This window comes from Streptomyces sp. NBC_00829 (genome assembly GCF_045161795.1).
In the GTDB taxonomy this organism is placed as follows: domain Bacteria; phylum Actinomycetota; class Actinomycetes; order Streptomycetales; family Streptomycetaceae; genus Streptomyces.
Genome location: NZ_CP108867.1, coordinates 7,706,553 through 7,723,946 on the forward strand (window position 1 = coordinate 7,706,553; position 17,394 = coordinate 7,723,946).

Sequence of the window (17,394 nt, forward strand, 5' to 3'; positions counted from 1 at the left end):
GCGGGCTCCGACAGGTGCTCCGACCGGCACGGTCCGCCGGTCTTCGCGCCGTGCCGGGCCCGCGGGCCGGTTCGGCCTCCCCGGGTCAGGCCTGCGCGTCCTCGGGGATGGACACCAGCCACCGGGTCGCACGGCGCGGGCGCAGATAGGCGACCCAGTACAGCGTGGCGACAGCCGTGATCCCTCCGGTCCACAGCAGGTAGATCACTTCCTGCTGGCTGAGGATGTACGCGAGGACCGCGATCAGCAGGATCGGCATGGCGGGCCACAGCGGCATCCGCCAGGCGGGCTGGTGGGCGTGCGATCCGCGGCGGGCGAGCAGGGCGGCCACCGCGACCAGGAGGTACATGCCGGTGACGGAGACCCCGGTGACGCCGTAGAGGGTGTCCAGGTTCACGAAGCACAGGAGCGCTCCGGGCACGCCCACGACGAGTGTGGCGACCCAGGGGGAGTCGAAGCGCCCGAGCTTGGCGAGCGCGTTGTTCATGGGCTGTGGCCAGGCCTTGTCGCGGGCGGATGCGAACAGGACGCGGGAGTTCTGGATGACCATGACGATGCCCGCGTTGATGATGGCGAGGGCCACACAGAGGCTGACGAAGGTGCCGACGGCGGAGTTGCTCCACGCGGTGACCATGCCGCTGATGTCGCCGTTGGTGAGGGCCGCGAGGTCCGGGGCGCCCATGGTGATGGCGATGACCGGCACCAGGATGATCACGGCGGAGATGGCAAGGGTGGTCAGGACGGTGCGGGCGACGTTGCGGCGGGGGTGCTCCAGTTCCTCGGAGAGATAGACGGCCGTGGAGAAGCCCTGCGTGACGAAGAGGGCGATGGCCAGGCCCGAGACGATGAGCATCGCCGTGACCGGGTCGGTGTTCCCGTGGGAGCCGGCGACGCTCATGTCGACGAGGCTGCCCGCTCCGCGCTCGGAGTGCGCGAATCCGAGGATGGCGACGACGGCGGCGGCGATGACTTCGAGCACGAGGAAGACGCCCGTGATCCAGGCGTTGGCCCGCAGGTCGAGCAGACCGGCCAGGGTGGCGAGCAGCATCACGCCCGCACCGGCGTACGACGCGTCGAGGTGGACGATGGGCGCGAGATAGTCAGCCGTGCCCATGGCGATCACCGGCGGCACGATCATCACGACCAGCAGGGACAGAACGAAGACGAGCCAGCCGGCGAGGCGGCCGGCCAACGTCGACACCATGGCGTACTCGCCGCCGGCGCTCGGGATGAGCGTGCCGAGCTCCGAGTAGCAGAAGGCGACCGCTATACAGAGCAGCGAGCCGATCGCGATGGTGAGCGCCGTCGCGGTACCGAGGCTGGAGAACAGGTCGGGGACGACGACGAAAAGCGTGGAGGCGGGCGTCACGCAGGAGAGCGTGAGGAGGGTGCCGCCCACGACACCGATGGAACGCTTGAGCTTCTGGGGACTGCTGCCCTGCGGCGCCCGAGGGGCTTCGGGGGCCGCGTCGGGGAGTGGGGTGCGAAGCGTCTCGGTCATGGAGTGGTGGTTCCGATCGATTCGTGCGGCGGGTGTCGAGCGGGAGCGTTATCGCCTCCGGCGGCTGTGAGATGGGTGGTGCCTGCTCCCGGTGCGTCATGGAACCCTGCGGAAACCGCAACGTCAACGGTCATTTACCTACGGATTTCGTAGTCTGCCATCTTGGTCAACCGTGCGGCTTCAACGGCTCAGTGCCTCCAATTTTGCAATTGAGTAGGGAATGGATGCTCATGACCATGTAATCAAAGGCATCTGTCATCAGATACTTTCATCACCCGTTTTATGTCGTGGTTGCGATAACCGAAGCGATGCCCGCCAAAGTTGTCCCAACGTTGACGTCTCGCGTGCGGGCCGCCGCGGGGGAGAGGTTGGAGGTGGTCCGATCGGCCGTACCGGCCCTCGGTGGTTCGGCGGCCGTACCAGGCGTTCGTGGGGCGTGCCTGTAGCAGGACATGTCCCTCCTGGGGCGTGGCAGTTGTGAAAGGAAGCGCCATGGCCGCTCATGCGGGCGTCCGGCCGGACGGCGGCGGGCGTGGAACGCGCGGCGGCGGATAGGCCGGGAGATGGATGGTCCGGCTCGTTTCCGGTCGCACGATTCTCACGGAACGCTTCTCCTGGATGAGCGGCGGACCGCTCTGTCGCTCATGCCGCCACGGGACCAGACGCAGGAGCGCTTCATGGCACCCCACGCATCCGAGCCGGATCCAACGGGCAGCGGTCAGGGACGGGAGGTCCCCGGGCCCGGCGCGAACACGCCGCCGAGACCGTCGTGACAGCGGACCAGGCCGGCCCCCTCAGCCGTCGGCAGCGCCGTCGCATGCTGCTGGTTTCGCTGCTGCGCTCGACGGCGGTCGTCGTCCTGCTCACCGCGCTGTTCTATCTGGCCCCTTTCGACCGCACCGTCGGCATCGGTACGGCGGCGGCGCTGATCGTGGGACTGCTGGCGTTCGCGGCTCTGATCGCCTGGCAGACGGTCGCCATCATCCGTTCCGAGCATCCCAGGCTGCGCGCCTTCGAGGCGCTTGCCTCGGCAGTCCCCCTCTTCCTGCTGCTGTTCGCCGCGACGTACTTCCTCATCGCCAGGGAGCTGCCGTCGTCCTTCTCCGAACCGCTGAACCGCACCGACGCGCTCTACTTCACCGTCACGGTCTTCGCCACGGTCGGCTTCGGGGACATCGTGGCCACCACGGAAACGGCCCGCGTACTGGTCATCGTGCAGATGATGGCCGACCTGGTCCTCGTGGGCCTGATTGCCAAGGTCCTCTTCGGAGCTGTTCAGATGGGACTCAAACGCAAGCAGTCCGGCCCGCGCCCTCCACAGGACACGCCATGACAGCCGGCCGGCATCGTGTCGGGAAAGGACGGGTTCCATGACGGAGCCGAAGCCTCGACCAGCGGCATCCGGTGGAGGGACGCAGCCTCCGGTGGCCGACCGGCTGCGGGACGTACTGCGCACCCCCGGCTACCTCAAACTCCTGGTCTTCAGTGCCCTGATCGGCGTTCCGGTCTCGCTCGTGGCCTTCTGGTTCCTCGCCGGACTGCAGGAACTGAACCACCTGCTGTGGACGGATCTCCCGCAGGCCATGGACCGGGACATCCCACCGTGGTGGTGGCCGCTGCCGCTCCTGCTGATCGCCGGAGTCGCCGTCGGGCTGGTCGTCCGCCATATGCCGGGCGCGGGCGGCCACATCCCCGCCTCGGGCCTCCATGCCGGCGGAGCGTCCACGGCTGCGCTGCCCGGGGTGGTCATCGCCGCCACCGCCAGCATCCCGCTCGGCGCGACCCTTGGACCGGAGGCGCCTCTGATGGCCCTCGGCGGAGGGCTGGCGCTGCTGTTCAGGGATCTCGTCCGCGCCCCGGACACCCCGCAGAGCAGCGCCCTGCTCGGAGCCGCCGGAGCCGGTGCCGCCATCGCGGTGCTCTTCGGCAACCCTCTCGTCGCCGGTGTGCTCCTCATCGAGGTGGCAGGAGTGGGAGGCCCGCAGCTGTTCGCCGTCATGCTCCCCGCTCTGCTGTCGAGTGGAGTGGGAGCCGTGGTGTTCACCGGCTTCGGGAGCTGGACCGGCCTGGACACGGGCAGCCTCACGCTCAAGCTCCCCCAGCCGCCCTCGACTCTGGACACCGGAGATGTGGTGTGGTCGATCCTGATGGCCGCGGCCATCGCGGCCCTGATCCATGTGATCATGGCCGGTGGCCGGCTGACCGCGTCCTTCGTCGCCGTGCGCACCGTGCCCAAGACGGCCGTGTGCGCGGTGGCCGCCGGGTGCTGCGCGGCCCTGTACACGCTCGTCACCGACCGCACACCGGCCGACGTCGCCTCGTCCGGCCAGGACACCCTCGCCTCCATGGCGTCCGATCCCCACGCCTGGGGAGTCGGTGCCCTGCTGGCCGTGCTGCTCTTCAAGGGCGCCGCCTACACGCTCTGCCTCGGCAGCCTGCGAGGCGGTCCTGTCTTCCCCTCCCTGTTCCTGGGCGGGGCGGTCGGCGTACTGCTCGCGCCGCTGCCCGGACTCGGAGTGGTGCCGGGCATGGCCGCGGGGATGGCGGCGGCCGTCACCAGCGCACTGCGGCTGCCCCTGAGCTGTGCGGTCCTCGTGGTCCTGATGCTGGGGAACGCCGCGACCATTCCCGTCGTGATCATCGCGGCCGTCGTCGCCTTCGTCACGACCGAGCTGCTGCCACCCGGCCCCTCGATCCGTCCGGCCGGGGGCGCGCGGCCAAAGGGAAGGGAAAGCGCGGTGGCCAAGGACTGACGTCAGCGGCGCTGCTCGCGGTTGAGGGCATCGTCGAGGGTGGTCGCGGCCATGACGAGCGAGAGGTGGGTGAACGCCTGTGGGAAGTTGCCCAGTTGCTCACCGCTCGGGCCTATCTCCTCGGCGAAGAGGCCCACATGGTTGGCGTAGGTGTGCATTTTCTCGAACGCATAGCGCGCCAGGGGGAGCCTCCCGGCGCGGGCGAGCGCGTCGACGTAGAGGAAGGTGCACAGGCTGAACGTCCCTTCGGAACCGCGCAGCCCGTCGGGGGACGCTTTCGGGTCGTAGCGGTAGACAAGGCTGTCCGAGACGAGCCTGCGGTCCACGGCATCGAGGGTGGACAGCCATCCGGGGCTCTTGGCGGCCAGGAAGCGGACCCTGGGAATGAGCAGCAGCGAGGCGTCCATGACGTCGCCGTCGTAGTGCTGGACGAGCGCCTGCTCCTTCTCGCTCCACCCCCGGTCCATCACCTGCTCCAGGATGGCGTCACGTGCGGCGGTCCAGCGTGCGAGGTCCGCGGGGCGGCTGTACTCCTGCGCCAGGCGCAGTCCACGGTCGAAGGCGACCCAGCACATGACCCGGCTGTAGGTGAAGTTCTGGCGGCCCCCTCGGGTCTCCCAGATGCCCTCGTCCGGGCGGTCCCAGGAGTCGGCGAGCCAGTCGAGCGTCGAGGCGAGCCCCTTCCAGGCGTGGTAACCCGCATGGACGCCCACCTCCTGGCCCTCGGCCAGGGCGTAGAGGGCCTCGCCGTAGATGTCGAGCTGCAGCTGGTCCATCGCGGCGTTCCCCGCCCGTACCGGGGACGAGCCGCGGTACCCCTCAAGGTGTTCGAGGATCACCTCCGGGATGTCGGGGTCTCCGTCGACCCGGTACATGATCTGCAGACGCTCACCCGGAGAGTCCGCGCGATCGTGCATCCGGTCCCCGAGCCAGCGGGTGAAACTGGCTGCCTCGTCGACGAAACCGAGGTCCAGCAGTGCCCGCACCGACAGCGCACCGTCACGCACCCAGGAGTACCGGTAGTCCCAGTTGCGCTCGCCCCCGATCTGCTCGGGCAGACCCATGGTCGCCGCGGCGACCGGCGCCCCCGTGGGGCCGTAGGTGAGCAGCTTCAGGGTGATCGCCGAACGGTTGACCATCTCCGACCACCGGCCGTTGTACCGGGAGCCGCGCAGCCAGTTCTGCCAGAAGTCGCCCACGGCGAAGACCCGGGTGGTCAGCTGTTCCACCGAGAAGGGAGCGGGCTGTTCGCCGTCCGGTTCGCAGACGGTGAACACGGCGCCGGCCGACTCACCGGCGTTGAGGGTGACCTCGCCGCGGACGTCGACCCCGTCGCGCTCCAGCGGGAACGTGGCCTGGAGGTAGCCGGTCTGGGCCGGCGCCCTGAATACCGCGACCTCCGGGCCCAGTTCGAGCTCATGGGTGGCCCGCGCGTAGTCGAACCGCGGTCGGCACTCCAGAGTGAAGCGGACAGTGCCGCGCACGGAACGTACGACACGCAGCAGTGCGTGCCGGTCCGTCGGGGTGAGGACCTGGTCCGGCGGCATGCAGTCGAGGACCTCACCGACGCCGTCAGGGGACATGAAGCGGGTCACCAGGACGGCGGTGTCCGGATAGTAGAGCTGTCTGCAGACCGAGTCGGTGTCGTCGGGAGCGAAACGGAAGTATCCGCCTCGGTCATGGTCGAGCAGGGCGGCGAAAACGCTCGGGGAATCGAAGCGGGGAGCAGGGAACCAGTTGATGACGCCCTGGGCGGAGACGAGAGCGGCTGTCTGGAGGTCGCCGATCAGACCGTGGTCGGCGATGGGGGGATAGCGGTCCATGCGAGCTCCGATCGAAACTCCGGCGCTTCGCGCGTTCGCTCAGGATCCGAGGATGCTGCGCTTCTGCTCCTCGAACTCGGCTTCGGTGAGGACGCCCTGCGCCTTGAGATCCCCGAGTTCCTTCAACTGGGCAATCTTGTTCTCCATCGTGGGCGGCGGTGCGGCCTGGGGAGGAGGCTCGGCGGCGGGCTGCTGCGCGGCTGGCTGCTGCTGGTCCTGTTCGGCCCACCGGCCGGCCTGCCGTCGTGACACACGGTTGGAGACCGTCGTCGCCGTGCCGGCGACGACGGCGGTGCGGGCGACCCCGCGGAGTAGACCGGGCATGCGCTGTGTCCTTGTCTCGCGGGCAGCCGCTGCGGGCTGCCTCAACCGGACTGGCCTTCGGAGGCTTCGAGCGAGGCCACGAGGGCCGGCACCGGAATCCGTCCACTGGCCACCAACTGGGCGCCGCTGCGCCGAAGGGCCCCTGCGAGGGGAGCGGCCCACACGTTCTCGTACACGATGATCCCCGCGGAGCTGTTCGGCTCCAGCACGGCGGCTGCGTCCTGAAGATCGTCCTGACCGAGCAGCCCCGACGAGGCGCCCTCGAAGACGGTCAGATCGAGTGTGCCGTCGCCGTCGATGTCGGCGATTTCCAGCCCTGTGACCGAACCGTCCGCTTCTTTTCTCACAAAGCTGAGATCGAGGATCCGGATGATGCCGCGCTCTACCAGATCGACGAGCAGCGGCAGGCCCTCGCCGGTCATTCGGTTGCCGGGGAATTCAACGACCAGGTAGTCGACAGGACCCATGTCGGAAAATTCTTCGACGCTCATGAGGGCTCCTCGCATGGTGCGGTTCGACGACGGTGCTCATCCGCGGCGAAACCCTTCCGAAGTGTCGGTGGGCTTTCGCGCCACCACCGCATCCATTGCATCACCGCACGGAACTCCATGCACCTCGGGTCGGGTCGCCCAGCCCCAAAGAGACCCGCGCCCCCGGTCGTCCCAGTGGGCGACCACCTTTCGCGTTTCCCCCTGGTCCGTGTCTGGCTGGATGCGGCAGACGAAAGGACGCGTCCGGGGTGGAACCGGTCCCCGCAGAGTGAGAGGGCCCAGATGACTCTCGACCTCATTCTCATCGGCCTGGCGATCACCCTCGAACCGTTTCCGGTCATGGCGTTCATCCTGGTGCTGGCCGCGGAGAGGGGCGTACGCAAGGGCCTCGTCTTCATTCTTTCCTGGCTCGCCTGCCTGGTACTCGTGATCGCCTGCGTACTGATCTTCACCGGCGGGAAGCCACCACAGCCGCACTCCGCACCGACGACCGCGTCTCTCGCGGTGAAACTGGCCATCGGTGTCGGCCTGATCGCCTACGGGGTGCACAAGCGCCGTGCCTCGGGCCGCGTCCGACGGAACTCCGCATGGCAGTCGAAGGTCCGCGACGTCTCCCCGTGGACGGCGGCCGGCCTCGCGGTCCTGCTCCAGCCCTGGGGGCTCGTCGCCGCGGGTGCCGCGACCGTGATGAAGGCGAACCTCTCGCAGCCCCTCACCTGGCTGACGCTGGTGCTGTACTGCATTCTGGCCAGCTCCAGCCTGCTGGCGATGGAGCTGTACGCGACGTTCCGTCCCATGGCTGCCGGGGCCAGGCTCGCGGCACTGCGCACCTGGATGGAGCGACACCAGGACCAGGCCATCGTCACCTTGTGCCTGGCGCTGGGCTTGTTCCTGGTCGGCAGGAGTATCGCCCAGCTCGTCTGACGGTCCCGCACCACCGGCCGAAGACCCCTGCCGCGCCCCCCGTGAGCCGGGGTGCCGTACCACCCGATGGGGGGCTTGCCGGAGACGGTCCGCGACGCGTGTGCTGGAGCTTGTCCCGATCCGCTACGGGCGGATGTCCGAGTCCCCCTTCCGGTTCTACCGGGGCGCCGCCGCGATCATGGCGAGTGATCTGGCCACGACCATCGACTCGGGCCTGCGCGCCCAGCTGTGCGGCGACGCCCACCCTGCAGCCGGGCCCTGCAACGGCTGTGCCGACGGGCCTGGGCACTGCCGACGACGGGCTCCTCGCTCGCTGTCTGGAGGTGGCTGGCCTGGATCGCCGTCTGGATGCTCGTCGTGCTCGTGCAGGGCCCCCTGCACGACGGTTTCGGCGTCGGGCTGTGGCTGGGCGTGCCGGTGACCGCCGTCAGCCTGACGCTCGTCCGGTGGTGGCCCCAGCACCTGCTGCTGGGCGGTCTGGTCCGCTGGTTGCCCCCGGCTTCCCGGCGCGTTTCTCACGGGGGCCGGCCTGACGGTGCTGTCGAGGCGGTCACCAGTCACCCCACCGCCCCATCGACCGCCGTTGCCTGCCCCAAGGGCAACATCTATGTCGTCGCGATGACCGGCCGCGACACGCTGGGTCTGGGCGACGAAGGTGCCCAGTCGGCCGGTGCGCCGTCTGTCCTCACCAGGCGGTGAAGGGCGGTCGCGTTCGTGTCGCCCCTTGCCCGGGTCCTCGCCCGCCGCCCCTCGCCGGTGTGCCTCAGGCGAGGAACGGCGAGCGGCGATCCGCCCCGGCTCACCGAAGGCGGGGTGTCATGGCGGGCCCCCACGGCTGCTGGTACCGGCTCGCCGAGGCCCCGGCGGCGAACGCGGACGACGAGGCGCGGTCGGTACCCACCCGCCAGTCGATCTCCTTCACCGCCTGGTACCAGATGACGCCGATGATGTCGGGGTGGCGCGGGAGCGCCCGGAACATGCCGGTGATCCACTCCGCCTTCCGCCCGGCCGCGTCGGTGGCGCCGAGTTCGGTGATGACGAGTGGCTTGCGGGTGAAGCGGCGCAGTTCGGTCCTGGTCGGAGAGAAGAGGCGGTCGAACGACTGGTAGTTCTCCTTGCCCACGGTGCCGTAGTAGCCGGACAGGCCCACCCAGTCGACGTACGCGTCTCCCGGGTACAGCCGGTTCAGCGCTGTGGAGTTGGTGTAGCTGACGTTGGGGCTCCACACCCACACGGCATTGCGTGCTCCCTCCGCTTCGAAGACCTTGTGGACGTGCCGCCACGCCCGGACGTACTCTCCGCGGCGGTTGCCGTTGGACTGCTCGCACCAGGGGTACCAGTAGCCGTTCATCTCGTGGGCGAGGCGGATGGCCACCGGATAGCGGAGCGATGCGATGCCCCGCGCCCATGACCGCAGGTGGGAGTCGAACGAGCCGTCGATGATCCTCGACAGCCGGTACCTGGACTGCTCCCCGCGGAGTGTGGGTTCTTTCGCCTCCGCCCTGTGGTCCCACGGTTCCCACGCCACCATCGGCAGCATGCCCCGCCTGGCCACCTTGTTGATGGCCTCCGCGTCGAAAACGTCACTCGCCCAGTCGGCCGAGAACTCGAACACCTGCGGACGGTGCCGGGTCTGCCGGGCGAAGTCCGCGGCTTCCGTGAAGTCGTGGGTGCCCTCGGACGTGAAGACCCCGATGAACGCCTTGCCCGGGGCCGGGAAGGGCACTTTGGGTTCGGATGACTCGGGCCGGGCCGGCGTGTGCTCGTCGTCCGGAAGCACGGTCGTCGGCGGCAGTACGGCGTCGGCGCGCGCGACTGCCGCCCGGCGTTCGCGGTCGGCCAGATCCGGTGCCACCTGGAAGGTGTACCAGGACAGCAGCCCGGCACACACCAGCGCGAGCACCCGAGGCGTGGTGATCCTCACTGTTCGGCCCTCGCGGTGCGCAGGCGCGTGGAGAGGCCTTCGGCGAGAGCGAGCAGCGGCGGGGCGGAGCCGGCCGCGAGGCCGAGCAGCGTCCACACCCGCATCCCGGTGTAGTCGTGGTGGCCGAGGAAACTGACGATCAGCAGCGCTCCGGCGAGCAGGGCCCACAGCAGGTGCAGGCGGAAGGTGCGCAGCGACTCCGAGCTGCGCAGATCGCCCTTGGCGGTGACGACATACGCGAGGGGGCGGCGCAGCAGGGCGTTCGCCGCGGCGGCGATGTACACGGGGCCGGCGAAGAGCGTCAGCAGGATCCCCGCCATGCCGAACTCCCGCCTCTCGTGCTCGGCGAGGTTGAACCGGCGAAGCCAGAGCCACAGGGCGAACGATCCGCCCATGCCCGCCGACCAGAGCAGGAACCAGGGGAGCCCCGGCAGTTGGATCGAGGTGACCCCGAGCAGCATGTACATGGCCGTGGCGAGGGTGCCGAGCGCCAGGTTCATGGCCACGCTCGGGTAGTAGAACTGCACCAGGTCGTAGAGCAGCCGCTGGCGGGGCCGGAGCCGGATGCCCTGCCGCAGCCGCGGGTTGAGTTTGATCTCCCAGATGCCGTAGGCCCAGCGCTTCTGCTGGTTGAAGTAGTCGGTCCAGGTGGTCGGGCCCTCGCCGACGGCTACGACGTCGGGGGTGTAGACGCCCTTCCAGCCGTTGCCGGTCGCGGGGTTGATCGTGCCGTGGACCCTCATGCTCGTCAGATGGTCCTCGATGATCGAATCCTGATAGCCGCCGATCTGCTGCCATGCGGCCACCCGGTACAGGTGGTTGGTGCCGATCAGCAACGGCGCGTCCAGGCCGTTGCCGCCGCGCTCGACGATGCTGCTGAACAGGTACTGCTGCACCGAGGCGCCGTGGGCGACCCAGTTGTCGTAGGCGTTGCCGTACACCTGGGGCGCCACCACGAACGCGGTGTCCGGGTCGTGGAAGTAGCCCAGCGTCCGCTCCAGGAAGCAGGGCAGCGGCACATGGTCCGGGTCCATCTGGGCGACCACGTCGTACTCGTTCTCGTGCTCGGCGCGCCAGGCGTTGTGGTTCCCGGACTTCGTGCGCGCACGGTAAGGGCCGGACTGCTGGTTGTACTCCGGCCGGTCCCTCCGGCTGAAATGGTGGACCCCGAGACGCGCGGCCATCTGCCGTACGGTCGGGTCATTGCCCTCGTCCAGGATCCAGACGTCCACGGCGCAGTCCCACCGCTCCACCTCCAGCATCGCCCGCAGCGTCCGCTGTACGACGGCGAGGGGCTCCTTGGACGGCACGATGGTGGTCAGCATGGCGACCCGCAGTCCGCTCGGCGGCACCATGGGGATGGGGTCCTTCGCGCGGAACGCGAACACCCAAATGGCCACCGCCTGCACGATTTTGATCGTCTCGACCGCGATCACCAGGCAGAATCCGAACCGGGCGAGGAACAGCCAGCCGCTGCCGAGTCCCGTCACCCCGGGCCCCGGCACATGCTCGGGCAGCAGCAGCCAGCCGATGAAGACGATGTCGGCCAGGGCGGTGGCCGCGGTCACCGCGGTCAGCGTGACCCTGTCGCCGAGGTGCAGCACGGAGTGGAATCCCACTTCCCGGCGCGGGTTGGCCAGCGGGCCGCAGCCCCGGGCGGCGCGCTCGTAGGCCGCGACGGCCGACGCGTTCCGGCGGTTCCTCCCCTCGGCGCGCCGATCCAGCCGGGATGGATATCTGGACATGTCCCCCCTTGATGACCAACACCATCACTCAGTCGTGAAAAGGCCACTACTTGCGGTGAGTAGGACTGTGTGCGTCGGCCGCCCGGTTCCCGGTTCGTTCAGATATCAACGGCGTACAGGGTGCTGTCGGCGCTGCCGAAATACACCGTGTCCTGTGCAACGGTCGGCGTGTGGACGGGAGCCGAGGCGGAGTAGTTCCACAGTTGCTTTCCTGTCGCGGCGTTCACCGCGTAGAGCTTGCTGTCGTCGCTGCCCACGTACACCACCGATCCCGCTGCGGCGGGGGCGTGGACGTCGGACGCGGCCGTGAACGTCCATGTGGTTCTGCCGGTGGCGGCGTCCAGCGCGTGCAGGTTCTTGCCGCCTCCCACGTAAACGGAGCCCCGGGCGATCACCGGGTTGGACCCGACGGAAGCCCCCGGGAATCGCCAGACTTCCTTCCCCGTGTCCGCGTCGACGGCGTAGAGGGTGCCGTCGGTACTGCCGAAGCAGACCAGCCCGCCCGCCACGGACGGGATGCCGGACACCGCCCCGCGTGTGGTGAAGGTCCATCGCTTCTCGCCCGTGGCCGCGTCCACCGCATAGAGATTGGTGTCGCTGCTGCCGACGTACACCGTCTCGCCCGACACGGCGGGGGAGTGGGTGTCGTTGTCCGTGGTGAAGGCCCAGCGGCGCTTTCCGCCGGCGGAGTCCACGGCGTACAGCCGGTGGTCCGCGCTGCCGACGTAGGCCACGCCGCCTGTCACGACCGGGGTGTGGACGATGCCCTTCGTGGTGAACCGCCACCGGATCTTCCCGGAGCGCGCGTCGAAGGCGTACAGGATGCGGTCGTCGCTGCCGAGGTAGACGCTGCCGCCCAGCACGGCAGGCGCGGAGCCGATGGCCGCGCCGGTGGTGTACTTCCAGCGCTGGCGCCCGTCGGCGGTGGTGAGTGCGTACAGCGTGCCGTCGTTGCTCGCCGCGTACACGAGATCCCCGGCCACTACGGGGTGGGAAAGGACCGTCCCCGTCGTCGTGAAGCGCCAGCGCAGCGAACCGGGTGCGGGGGACTCGCCGTCCCGCATGATCGCCCAGGTCGCGACAGCAAGACCGCCGGCTGCCAGCGCCCCGGCCGCGGTGTACAGCGCCTGGCGACGGCTGACCGCTCGCTCGGGCGGGCCATGGGGCGGGCTCGGCGGCTGCTGGGGGACCGGCGTCGGGGCGGGGACGAGGGTGTGCCGGGCCGTGGTCGAGGTCGGCGCCTCGGGGACGGGCGGCGCCGATGCCGTGTCCTCGTCATTCCAGGGCCTCGGCAGCCAGCCCGCCGCGAGCAGTTCGGCCGGCGGCCGACCGCCGGTCAGGGCGGGCATCAGTGCGTTCAGTGCCGGGCGGTCGGCAGGTTTCTTCGCCAGGCACCAGCCGATCAGTTCCCGCAACCCGTCGGGTACCGCCTGGAGGTCGGGCTTCTCGTTCACCACCCGGTACAGCAGCGCCGGTACGGACGCTTCGCCGAAGGGGCCCGCGCCCGTGGAGGCATAGGCGAGTACGGAGCCGAGCGAGAACACGTCGGACGACGGCTCGATCCGCAGTCCCTGGATCTGTTCGGGGGACATATAGCCCGGAGACCCGATCGTGGTCCCGGTCAGCGTCAGCCCGCTGTGCTCGGAGAGGCGGGAGATGCCGAAGTCGATGACGCGCGGCCCGTCCTGGGCCAGCAGCACATTGGCGGGCTTGAGATCCCGGTGGATCAGCGACGCTCCATGAATCGCCGTCAGTGCCTCCACCAGCGCCGCGCCCAGTGCCCGGACGGAACGTTCGGGCAACGGCCCGCTTCTCTGTACGGCTTGCTGCAGTGACGGGCCGGGGATGTACGCGGTCGCCAGCCACGGCCGGCGTCCTTCGGGGTCGGCGTCGACCACTCCGGCGGTGAAGAATCCGCTCACGGCGCGGGAGGCGATCACCTCGCGTGCGAAGCGCTGCCGGAAGGCCGAATCCTGTACGTACTCCGGGCGGATGACCTTGATGGCGACCTTCCGGCCGCTGGGCGAATGTCCGAGGTAGACCCGGCCCATGCCGCCACTGCCCAACTGGGCGACCAGTCGGTAAGGACCCACGGTGGCGGGGTCGTCGGGCCCCAATGGTTCCAAGGTGCCCCCCCGGGTCACATCCTGGACAAATAACCATGTCGCTGCCGCGGAAGTGTATCGGATACTCATGGACATCAGATATCGAAGCCGATCATCTCGATAAGTATGATCAGATGAAGGCATGTTGTGCTTGCTCGGACGAGGCGAGCATGTGCGACAGCGGTGACGCGAGTGGTCCAGGTGCGCGCGAATCTGTCGCCGAGACGGCGGCGCGATCCGGCCGATCCGGCCATCTCCTCGACGGCCTACTGCGGCGACAACTACGACCGCACCTCGCCGTCGAGCGTCGCTACGACCCGAGGGGTCTCTTCCGCCACGACCGGGCGATGGGCAGCCCCGGACGCTGAACCGTCCGGGCGTGGTCCCGGTCCGGGACCACGCCGTCGCGCGCAGAGGCGCGGGTGCAGCCGTCCGTCCCCTCCCGCCCGGCCGAGTCCGGTACCCGACGCTTCTTGAGCCGAATAAATGAATCGTGGTTCACTTCTTGCGTGGCCTACCGAAGAACACCCGGGATCCAGGCCCGGCTCACGGCTCTGCGCGAGCGGATCCTCACGGCCGCGCTGGACATCGTCGCCGAGCAGGGGTACGCGGGCTGCTCGGTCGCCGCGGTCGCCGCGCGGGCCGATGTGGCGACCGGCAGCGTCTACCGCCACTTCCCGGCCAAGTCCGACCTGGTGGCGGAGGTCTTCCGTACCGCCTCACAACGCGAGATCGACGCGGTGACCCGGGCCGCGGACCTGGAGACGACCATGGAGGCCCGGCTGGCCGCGATCGTCGAGACCTTTGCCGGCCGCGCCCTCGCGTCGCCCCGGCTCGCCTATGCCCTGCTCGCCGAGCCCGTCGACCCGGCCGTCGACTCCGAGCGCCTGGCCTTCCGCCGCGCCTACGCCCACGGCTTCGCCCGCTACATCGCCCAAGGCATCGCCCGCGGTGAACTGCCCGACCAGGACCCCGAGGTGAGCGCCACAGCGATGGTGGGCGCCATCAGTGAGGCCCTGGTCGGCCCGCTCGCGGCCGGTTCGGCCGGCCCCGGCACCATCCCCGCACTCATAGCTTTCGCCCGCCGCGCCCTAGGAGTCCGACCGTGACGACGCATGACGTGTTCAACCAGGTGCCCGAGCTCGTGGGCCACGACACCGCGGAGGACCCGGCCCTGCTGGACGGTCTCGTCCGCGAGGGCGCGGGCTGGGCAACCGCCGAGGTGCACCGGCTCGGGCGTCTGTCAGGCTCCGCCGAGGCCCAGGAGTGGGGACGGCTGGCCAACGAACACCCGCCGGTTCTGCGTACCCACGACCGGTACGGGCACCGTGTCGACACAGTGGAGTTCCACCCGGCCTGGCACGAACTGATGCGCACGGCCGTGACCCATGGCCTGCATGCCGCGGTCTGGGCCGACGACCGAGAGGGTGCGCACGTCGCCCGCGCCGCCAAGTTCTACACCTGGCGGCCCGAAGCGGGACACGGGTGCCCCGTCTCCATGACCTACGCCGCGGTACCCGCCCTGCGCCAGAGCCCCGAACTGGCCGCCCAGTACGAGCCGTTGCTCTCGGCCGGATCGTACGACTTCGGGCTCCGCGCGCCGCTCACCAAGACCGGGCTGCTGGCCGGCATGTCGATGACCGAGAAGCAGGGCGGCTCCGACGTCCGTGCCAACACCACCAGGGCCCAGCCGCAGCCGGACGGCTCGTACCGCCTGACCGGGCACAAGTGGTTCACCTCCGCGCCGATGTGCGACGTGTTCCTGACCCTGGCCCAAGCACCCGACGGCCTGACCTGTTTCCTGGTCCCGCGTGTGCGGCCCGACGGCACGCTCAACCCGCTGCGCCTGATGCGTCTGAAGGACAAGCTCGGCAACAAGTCCAACGCGTCCTCGGAGGTGGAGTACGAGAACGCGGTCGCCTGGCGGGTCGGCGACGAGGGCCGCGGCGTGCGCACGATCATCGAGATGGTCAACATGACGCGGCTGGACTGTGTGATCGGGGCCGCGTCCGGCATGCGACAGGGCGTGGTGACCGCCACCCACCACGCCGTGCACCGGCAGACATTCGGCGCGTACCTCGTCGACCAGCCGCTGATGCGCAATGTGCTGGCCGACCTGGCGGTCGAGTCCGAGGCCGCGACCGTGCTCATGATGCGGCTGGCCGGTGCCACCGACCGGTCCGTGCGCGGCGATGCGTCCGAGACCGTGTTCAAGCGCCTCGCGCTGGCCGTCAGCAAGTACTGGGTGTGCAAGCGCTGGCCGGCGCACACCGCCGAGGCTCTGGAGTGTCTGGGCGGCAACGGATACGTCGAGGAGTCGGGCATGCCCCGCCAGTTCCGCGAGTCCCCGCTGATGTCCATCTGGGAGGGATCGGGCAACGTGGCCGCGCTGGACGTACTGCGGGCCATGGTCAAGGAACCGCAGGCGGTGGAGGCCTTCTTCACCGAGGTGTCGGCCGCAGCCGGAGCCGATGCTCGGCTGGACGGCGCCGTGCGCCGGCTGCGGGGCGAGCTGGCCGACGTCAAGGACATCGAGATGAGGGCGCGCCGCATCGTGGAGCGGATGGCGCTGGTGCTCCAGGGCTCACTGCTCGTCCGGTACGGGCACCAGGCCGTCGCCGACGCCTTCTGCGCCTCCCGGCTGGGCGGCGACTGGGGCCATGCTCTGGGCACCCTTCCTTCCGGCGTCGACCTCACCGCGATCATCGCCCGTTCCACGCCGAAGGTGCTCTGACCGGAACGGCCGGCGATCGCCGAACGCGGCGGGGGAGAGCAGCGGCTGCCGCAGCACCGTCGCGCCCTTGACGCGGTCGAGAAGGCGGCCCGGGCCTCTTGGCGCGGCCGAGAGGGCCGCTCCACCATCAGTCCGCCACCACCGGCCCGCGGGCCTTCACCCCGAAGGCCCGGCTGAGCCGGGCGTCATCGTATGGTCCGGTCCATCAAGTCCCCTTCCGCGATGGGGAGACCGTATGGGCCGTTCAAGTGAAAGGCCAGGTCAGGCCCTGTAGTGCAGGGTCATGACGGGGCGTTGAGGGGCGGGGCGGCAGCGGGCAGGGGTAGCCCCGCGACCCGGTGTGCGCGCCCGTCCATGCTCCCACCGGGGGCTCCCGAGCAGCCGTTCACGGCGGCACGCGGGCTGGTTTCTCAGCCCGCGTGCCGGATCGTCCGTGGCCGCTCCGATCGCCGCTCAGGGCACCGTGTTCCCCGACGGCGTGACGCCGGAGGCAATCGGTGGCGGCTGCCGGCGCGTCAATGAAGGATTTTCTCCTTCGCCCGCTGGAACTCCTCCTCGGTCAGCTCGCCCTTGGCCTTGAGGTCCGACAGCTTGGCCAGCGCGTCGGCATCACTCGATTCACCACCCGTCGCCGCCGTATCCCTGACGTAGGAATCGAACGCCTGCTGTTGCTCCTGGGCCCGCCGCATCTCGCGTGTGCCCATGTCACGGCCGTGAACGATCACGTAGATCAGGACTCCCAGGAACGGGATGACAATCACGAAAAGCAGCCAGCACGCCTTCGCCCAGCCGTTCATGTCGTGGTCCCGGATGACGTCGGCGATGATGCGGAAGAGCAGCATCAGCCACATGATCCATAGGAAGATCCACATGACGGTCCAGAAGGCGCCCAGCACTGGGTAGTCGTACGCCATGTACAGGTCGTCCATGGTGTCCTCCCGCCGCTCGTATCGAGTCGAACTGCTTCGTACAGGACCGATTCAATATTGAGGCCGTCCGATCCATGCCGCCACACGAGGGAACGGGCGAGGCCCCCGGCGCCCACCACCGGGCCGCAGCCGATGTCGGCG

The 17,394-nt window shown here is 69.4% G+C and carries 14 protein-coding genes and 1 pseudogene; 7 read left to right on the forward strand and 8 right to left on the reverse strand.

The window, feature by feature from the left end; all coding sequences use genetic code 11:
• Nucleotides 1–85: 85 nt before the first annotated feature.
• Nucleotides 86–1,501, reverse strand: coding sequence for an APC family permease (locus OG293_RS34545; RefSeq protein ID WP_406002676.1), 1,416 nt, complete (start codon nucleotides 1,499–1,501; stop codon nucleotides 86–88).
• A gap of 817 nt (nucleotides 1,502–2,318) precedes the next feature.
• Here OG293_RS34545 and OG293_RS34550 point away from each other — a divergent pair.
• The gene (locus OG293_RS34550; RefSeq protein WP_406002677.1) at nucleotides 2,319–2,834 is read left to right on the forward strand and encodes a potassium channel family protein; all 516 of its coding nucleotides are present in this window, start codon (nucleotides 2,319–2,321) and stop codon (nucleotides 2,832–2,834) included.
• 37 nt (nucleotides 2,835–2,871) lie between these two features.
• Entirely contained in the window at nucleotides 2,872–4,254 is a 1,383-nt protein-coding gene (locus tag OG293_RS34555; protein ID WP_406002678.1) for a chloride channel protein, read from the forward strand.
• 2 nt (nucleotides 4,255–4,256) lie between these two features.
• On the opposite strand, the gene OG293_RS34560 is transcribed toward OG293_RS34555, so the two are convergent.
• The 3 genes from OG293_RS34560 to OG293_RS34570 are packed head-to-tail and all read right to left on the reverse strand — an operon-like array spanning nucleotide 4,257 to nucleotide 6,892.
• Entirely contained in the window at nucleotides 4,257–6,077 is a 1,821-nt protein-coding gene (locus tag OG293_RS34560; protein WP_406002679.1) for a glycoside hydrolase family 15 protein, read from the reverse strand.
• A gap of 39 nt (nucleotides 6,078–6,116) precedes the next feature.
• Nucleotides 6,117–6,401, reverse strand: coding sequence for an SHOCT domain-containing protein (locus tag OG293_RS34565; protein WP_406002680.1), 285 nt, complete (start codon nucleotides 6,399–6,401; stop codon nucleotides 6,117–6,119).
• Between the two features lie 41 nt (nucleotides 6,402–6,442).
• Nucleotides 6,443–6,892, reverse strand: coding sequence for a DUF6325 family protein (locus OG293_RS34570; RefSeq protein ID WP_406002681.1), 450 nt, complete (start codon nucleotides 6,890–6,892; stop codon nucleotides 6,443–6,445).
• A gap of 282 nt (nucleotides 6,893–7,174) precedes the next feature.
• Here OG293_RS34570 and OG293_RS34575 point away from each other — a divergent pair, with 282 nt between their 5' ends.
• The 3 genes and pseudogenes from OG293_RS34575 (at nucleotide 7,175) to OG293_RS34585 (ending at nucleotide 8,515) form a co-directional block, all read left to right on the forward strand.
• Complete coding sequence (locus OG293_RS34575; RefSeq protein ID WP_406002682.1) at nucleotides 7,175–7,816, forward strand: GAP family protein; 642 nt, start codon at nucleotides 7,175–7,177, stop codon at nucleotides 7,814–7,816.
• 85 nt (nucleotides 7,817–7,901) lie between these two features.
• Nucleotides 7,902–8,060, forward strand: a pseudogene (locus tag OG293_RS34580) (DUF2252 family protein); the annotation flags it as partial.
• 104 nt (nucleotides 8,061–8,164) lie between these two features.
• Entirely contained in the window at nucleotides 8,165–8,515 is a 351-nt protein-coding gene (locus OG293_RS34585) for a hypothetical protein (RefSeq protein ID WP_406002683.1), read from the forward strand.
• Nucleotides 8,516–8,615: 100 nt separating this feature from the next.
• On the opposite strand, the gene OG293_RS34590 is transcribed toward OG293_RS34585, so the two are convergent.
• The 3 genes from OG293_RS34590 to OG293_RS34600 all read right to left on the reverse strand — a co-directional run bounded on the left by OG293_RS34590 (nucleotide 8,616) and on the right by OG293_RS34600 (nucleotide 13,611).
• Entirely contained in the window at nucleotides 8,616–9,740 is a 1,125-nt protein-coding gene (locus tag OG293_RS34590) for a glycoside hydrolase family 26 protein (protein WP_406002684.1), read from the reverse strand.
• Nucleotides 9,737–11,485: a glycosyltransferase family 2 protein gene (locus OG293_RS34595; RefSeq protein WP_406002685.1), complete on the reverse strand. Its 1,749-nt coding sequence runs from the start codon at nucleotides 11,483–11,485 to the stop codon at nucleotides 9,737–9,739. The genes OG293_RS34590 and OG293_RS34595 overlap by 4 nt, the downstream gene beginning before the upstream one ends.
• A 98-nt stretch (nucleotides 11,486–11,583) precedes the next feature.
• Nucleotides 11,584–13,611, reverse strand: a complete 2,028-nt coding sequence (locus tag OG293_RS34600) for a PQQ-binding-like beta-propeller repeat protein (RefSeq protein WP_406002686.1) — start codon at nucleotides 13,609–13,611, stop codon at nucleotides 11,584–11,586.
• 488 nt (nucleotides 13,612–14,099) lie between these two features.
• On the opposite strand from OG293_RS34600, the gene OG293_RS34605 reads away from it, so the two are divergent.
• Together OG293_RS34605 and OG293_RS34610 are read left to right on the forward strand one after the other, a co-directional pair.
• Nucleotides 14,100–14,699, forward strand: a complete 600-nt coding sequence (locus tag OG293_RS34605; protein WP_406002687.1) for a TetR/AcrR family transcriptional regulator — start codon at nucleotides 14,100–14,102, stop codon at nucleotides 14,697–14,699.
• Nucleotides 14,696–16,324 carry an acyl-CoA dehydrogenase family protein gene (locus OG293_RS34610; RefSeq protein WP_406002688.1) on the forward strand — a complete coding sequence of 543 codons (1,629 nt, stop codon included), beginning with the start codon at nucleotides 14,696–14,698 and terminating at the stop codon, nucleotides 16,322–16,324. The genes OG293_RS34605 and OG293_RS34610 overlap by 4 nt, the downstream gene beginning before the upstream one ends.
• Before the next feature lie 515 nt (nucleotides 16,325–16,839).
• Here OG293_RS34610 and OG293_RS34615 read toward each other — a convergent pair.
• Nucleotides 16,840–17,253, reverse strand: a complete 414-nt coding sequence (locus tag OG293_RS34615; RefSeq protein ID WP_406002689.1) for an SHOCT domain-containing protein — start codon at nucleotides 17,251–17,253, stop codon at nucleotides 16,840–16,842.
• Between the last annotated feature and the right edge of the window lie 141 nt (nucleotides 17,254–17,394).